Origin of the sequence: Daejeonella sp. (assembly GCF_044232565.1) — a bacterium.
GTDB lineage: Bacteria > Bacteroidota > Bacteroidia > Sphingobacteriales > Sphingobacteriaceae > Daejeonella.
In genome coordinates this window covers 1-4476 of record NZ_JBIILQ010000224.1, presented here as the reverse complement: position 1 = coordinate 4476, position 4476 = coordinate 1, and the positions used below count along the sequence as shown (strand labels likewise).

General features: G+C 36.2%; 4 protein-coding genes. 2 read left to right on the top strand and 2 right to left on the bottom strand.

Annotated features, from left to right (window positions below; translation table 11 throughout):
• A partial coding sequence (locus ACILQF_RS10880) for a helicase-related protein (RefSeq protein WP_395627434.1) occupies positions 1-504 on the top strand: 504 nt, incomplete at its 5' end.
• 35 nt (positions 505-539) lie between these two features.
• On the opposite strand, the gene ACILQF_RS10875 is transcribed toward ACILQF_RS10880, so the two are convergent.
• Both ACILQF_RS10875 and ACILQF_RS10870 read right to left on the bottom strand, forming a co-directional pair.
• Positions 540-1202 (bottom strand): SGNH/GDSL hydrolase family protein, encoded by a 663-nt coding sequence (locus ACILQF_RS10875; protein ID WP_395627433.1) that lies wholly within the window; start codon positions 1200-1202, stop codon positions 540-542.
• A gap of 81 nt (positions 1203-1283) precedes the next feature.
• The gene (locus ACILQF_RS10870; protein WP_395627432.1) at positions 1284-2204 is read right to left on the bottom strand and encodes a DUF58 domain-containing protein; all 921 of its coding nucleotides are present in this window, start codon (positions 2202-2204) and stop codon (positions 1284-1286) included.
• Positions 2205-2398: 194 nt separating this feature from the next.
• On the opposite strand from ACILQF_RS10870, the gene ACILQF_RS10865 reads away from it, so the two are divergent.
• Positions 2399-4476 (top strand): S9 family peptidase (locus tag ACILQF_RS10865; RefSeq protein WP_395627431.1); only part of this gene is annotated, 2078 nt, incomplete at its 3' end.

Below are 4476 nucleotides of genomic sequence, written 5' to 3'. Positions count from 1 at the left end.
AAACATGGTGCTGATAAAATAACAAAAGACCTTGTAAAGGCAGGAATTAAAACTGAAGCCATTCATGGTAATAAATCGCAAAATGCTCGCCAGAAAGCATTGTCGAATTTTAAAAGCGGACAAATTAAGGCTTTAATTGCAACAGATATTGCAGCAAGGGGAATTGATATTGATGAGCTTTCACATGTAATCAATTATGAATTACCCAATGTTCCTGAAACCTATGTCCACCGTATAGGACGTACTGGAAGAGCAGGATCAAGCGGTATAGCTTACTCATTTTGTGATGAAGAGGAAATGGAATACTTAAAGGATATCCAGAAATTAATTGGTAAAGAAATCCCAGTGATAGATGATCAACCCTATCATATGCGTGGCGCATCTTTCATAATGAGCCAGTCGACCAAGAAAAAAGGCGGATCTGCAAAAAAAGGAAAACCGTCATCAGGTGCTGCACCTATGAGTGGAAGTCCGAATAAAAGATTCGGCAACAAAAGAAGATAAATTCCAAAAATGCTCCGAAATAATTCGGAGCATTTTTATTTTGAAAGCCCCTTAAACATAAGTTCAGCAAGCATTTGATTTCCTGCCTGATTTAGGTGAACTCGGTCTGAAGTTAGAATACCTGACTCCTTATTCTGAGGGTTATTTACCATATTATAGTCTAGGAAAGCTTTTCGAATATCTATTAGTCCACAACCATAAGTATTTGCCAAATTCCGTATCATCTGACTATATAGATTTAAATCCCCATCCATAGCATTACTGAAATCTGTTCTCTCACCTATTACGGCCGGTGTACAAACAATTACCTTGATGTTCGAAGCTTGCAGCTTTTTTATAATTGCGGAATAGAAGGCAATAAACTTATCTGGGTCTGTACCTGTCTGACTGCCTTGTTTGTGCCAAATATCATTCACACCTATATATATGACAACAACATCAGGTTTTTTATCTAACACATCTTCCTGAAGACGCAAATAAAGGTCGTAAATCTTATTACCACCAATACCAGAACCAATAAGCTCATACTTAGGTGCAACACCTTGTTTGATTTTATCCTGCATCATTGAAATGTAACCACCAGGGTTTACACCAGCCTGCGTTATTGAATCTCCAAAGAAAATAATTTTGTTTGTTTTTTGAATTTGCATACTGGTCAACAAAATCAGAAGAGATAAGGATAGTAGAATTTTTTTCATGGTAATCGATTTTAAAATTGAAAGTACAAAAATTGAAATGCAAAGACTCATATTTTATCAAATTAATAAATTTGCGAGAGTTTAGCCCATTTTAGCACGCTTAAGTAAATACGAATGTAAAATTTGATAAAACCCAGAGTGGATATCCGCGTCAATAAAATCAATTTTATACTGTGCACACTTTAGCTTTAGCTCTTTATGATACAAATTTATAGCTTCAAGGTATGAAGCTCGCACATTATTAGGATGAAGCTTAATTTCTTCGCCACTTTCAATATCTATAAAGTTATGTGGACGATTTTCAAACTCAAAAGCTAGTTCCATTTTATGGTCGAGTACGTTAAACAAAATAATTTCATGTTTATTATGCTTTAGGTGCTGCAGGGCCGCAAAAATTTTATTCAAACCATCGTCAGATTCCCCATCGAGCATATCGCTAAAAATTATTACAAGCGATCGCTTATGAATTTGCTCAGCTATTTGATGAAGTGCAGAAGCTACATCGGTGCGACAGCCATTTACATTTCTATTCATTAGCTTTTCTAACTCTGAAAATAAATATTTTTGATGTGCTGTAGTCGATTTAGCAGCGGTGGTCAGTTCCAACTGTTCAGAAAAAAAGCTTAGTCCGAAAGCATCACGCTGCTTTTTGAGCAGGTACATCAAGGATGCTGAAGCGTACACAGAAAATAATAGCTTATTAAACATTTTTTCTGGATAATACATAGACGAAGACACATCCAATACTATTTGACACCTCAAATTGGTTTCTTCCTCAAAGCGTTTAACAAAAAGCTTATCTGTACGCCCAAATAATTTCCAATCAACATTTTTGACAGAATCGCCTGGATTATAAAGTTTATGCTCAGCAAATTCAACTGAAAACCCATGAAAAGGGCTTTTGTGTAAGCCTGTAATGAATCCCTCAACAACTTGTTGAGAAAGCAATTCGAGATTGCCAAAATCTTGAAGTTCATTAGAATTTGAAAAATCAGGAGCCATGCTCTAAAATAGGATAAATTTAGATCAAAATGCAAGAATAGTAAAAGGAAGAGCATTAATTTAATTATAAAAAGAATAAAAACACCTTCATTGCATTTGATTAAAAAAAAAGATTTAACTTCGAGTTGAGAATTAAAAAAAGAGTCTTAATCAATAAAAAAATCAATTATTTAACCATAATTAATAATCTAACGATGATTAATAAATTCAGTTTTACATTATTTGCAACCTTACTGCTTTTATCACTTTCTTCAAGCGCACAATTAAAAGACTTGAGCTTTGAAGATGTTTTTAATAAGCCGGTAAATGACATTCTTAACCCATTACCAGTTTACAGAGGGTGGGCCGACAATACCCACTACATTGAGTACAGAATGGAGGCTAAGCAAAGTAAGCCTTATACTGTTGATGCCCGTACAGGTACAGCGGTTCAATCTGCACCAGCACAAGTAAATGAAGCCTCCGTACGAATTAAAAACAATGATGTTTTTTATAAAGATGCTCAAGGTGCCGAAAAGCAATTAACTAGAGACAGTATTCTGGAGAAAAACCCAACCTTGTCGCCAGATGGAAACCAAGTAGCATTCACAAAAAACAATGATCTATATTCAATAGATATTAAATCAGGGGCTGAAACCAGATATACCACCGACGGATCAGACCTGATTTACAATGGATGGGCTTCTTGGGTTTATTATGAAGAAATTCTTGGCAGACCAACACGTTACAAAGCATTTTGGTGGAGTCCGGACAGTAAACGTATTGCCTTTATGCGTTTTGATGATTCAAAAGTTCCTGTATTTCCAATATATAATTCAAGTGGACAACATGGTTTTCTAGAAAATACTAGGTATCCAAAAGCTGGCGATAAAAATCCTGAAGTTAAAATGGGACTTGTCAATTTAGGTTTACAAGGGATAGTTTGGGCCGATTTTGATGAAAAAAACGATCAATATTTTGGAACTCCATTCTGGATGGCCGACAGCAAAACATTATGGATGCAATGGATGAACCGCGATCAAAATAAGCTGATAATTTACAGTGTAAACCCAATGGATGGTGTTAAAAGAATTATTCATGAGGAAACGCAAAAAACATGGGTTGATTGGTTTGATGGCATGTATTTCCTAAAAAATGGAAGTGGCTTCATCTTAAAAAGCGATAAAAGTGGATGGGGTCATTACTACTATTACGATCTAGAAGGCACATTAAAGAAACAACTTACTTCCGGATTCTGGCGAGTAGCTCAATTGTTATTAGTTGATGAGAAAAATCAGGAGATTTTCTTCACTGCAAGACAAGAGAATTCTGCGAGACATGATCTATACCGAGTGAGTTTAAAAGGCACCAATGAGCCTGTGAAATTAACTTTCGGTAATTATGATCATCAAATCAATCTTTCTCCGGATGGAAAATATTTCATCACTACCTATTCTAATTTAAACACTGCACCAAAATCTGCTTTATTAGATAACAAAGGTAATATCATCCGTGAACTTGCCGATTCAAAGGGTGCTGCATTTGATTCCTATCTACTTCCCAAAACGGAGCTTAGCTATTACAAAACACGCGATGGGCTTGAACTGCCTATGACTATTACTTTACCACTTAATTTTGATCAGACAAAAAAATATCCAGTTTGGATATCAGTTTACGGTGGGCCAGATGCCGGTACAGTGTACGACCGTTGGAAGAGTCCACTTGGGCAAAACTACTGGTGGGCAAAAGAGGGTGTTATTCAGGTAGCCATCGATAATCGTAGTTCTGGCCATTTAGGTAAAACTGGAATGGATTTCATCTACCGAAACATGGGTAAATATGAAATTGAAGATTATATGGATGCCGCATCTCTACTGAAATCAAAACCCTATGTGGATGGAACAAAAATTGGAATTACCGGTGGTAGCTTTGGTGGATATATTACAACTATGGCACTCACCTATGGTGCCGATGTATTTACACATGGTATTGCTAATTATTCTGTCACAGATTGGGCTTTATATGATACACATTATACTGAGCGTTTCATGGGAACACCACAAAACAACCCTGATGGATATCGACTTACATCACCCATGACCTATGCGGATAAGCTTAAAGGAAATCTGCGAATTGTTCATGGCACTATGGATGATAATGTTCACATGCAAAACAGCATTCAACTAATCAACAAACTTCAAGACTTGAACAAGAATTTTGAATTTATGCTTTATCCAGGCGAGCGACATGGCTGGGGTGGAAAAAAAGCAAGACATAGCAATCAGGATAATGT

Excerpts from the sequence above, each read along its gene's own strand:
- ACILQF_RS10875 (WP_395627433.1), bottom strand. The coding sequence starts at position 1,202 with ATGAAAAAAATTCTACTATCCTTATCTCTTCTGATTTTGTTGACCAGT.
- ACILQF_RS10870 (WP_395627432.1), bottom strand. The coding sequence starts at position 2,204 with ATGGCTCCTGATTTTTCAAATTCTAATGAACTTCAAGATTTTGGCAAT.